General features: G+C 62.8%; 1 protein-coding gene. It reads right to left on the bottom strand.

Annotated elements, in window-relative coordinates; genetic code table 11:
* Nucleotides 1–683: lipid-A-disaccharide synthase (locus MoGM_RS07280; protein WP_371410513.1), on the bottom strand; the 683-nt coding region annotated here is incomplete at its 3' end.
* Nucleotides 684–691 lie beyond the last annotated feature (8 nt).

The following is a 691-nucleotide window of genomic DNA, read 5'->3' on the forward strand; positions in this document are numbered from 1 at the left end:
GCGGCGTTGTCGGCCGCATCGCCCGTACCGAGGCGCCGGCGCAACTCGCGATAGTCTTCTTTCATCCGTGCGGCCTCAGCCCCGCCCGGCAGTATGCCGCCCAGCTCGCTGCGGATGTTCGCCACCGAGAAAGACGACGCCACAAGTTCGCGCACCACCTCGCCGTCGCATATCAGATTGACGAGCGACACATATTTCACTTTCAGCAGATGACGGCGCAGGAAAGACACCAGCCGCGGCAACGGGGTCTTGTAGCACACCACCTGCGGCACGCCGAAAAGGGCTGTTTCGAGCGTGGCCGTGCCACTGGTGACCACGGCCGCCGCCGCACAGGCCAGCAGCCGGTAGGTCTGTCCGTGGACTATGCTCACCGAACGGCCCGCGCTTCCCATCACCCGATGATAATAATCGGGCTCTATGCCCGGCGCGCCTGCCACCACCACGGCATACCGGTCTGAATATGCCGAGGCCGCTTCGAGCATGGCCGGCAGGTTGTCCTTAATCTCCTGACGGCGCGAACCCGGCAGCAAAGCTATCACGGGCCTGTCCGACAGGACATCGGCCGGATTGCGGGCGGCAAGGAACGAGTCGACCTCAGCCACCGTGGGGTTGCCCACGTAGTCTGTCGGATAGTTGTGCTTGCCTTCATAAAAGTCCACCTCAAACGGCAGTATGCAGAACATCCTGTCTA

Origin of the sequence: Prevotella sp. MGM1 (assembly GCF_002933775.1) — a bacterium.
In the GTDB taxonomy this organism is placed as follows: Bacteria; Bacteroidota; Bacteroidia; order Bacteroidales; family Bacteroidaceae; genus Prevotella.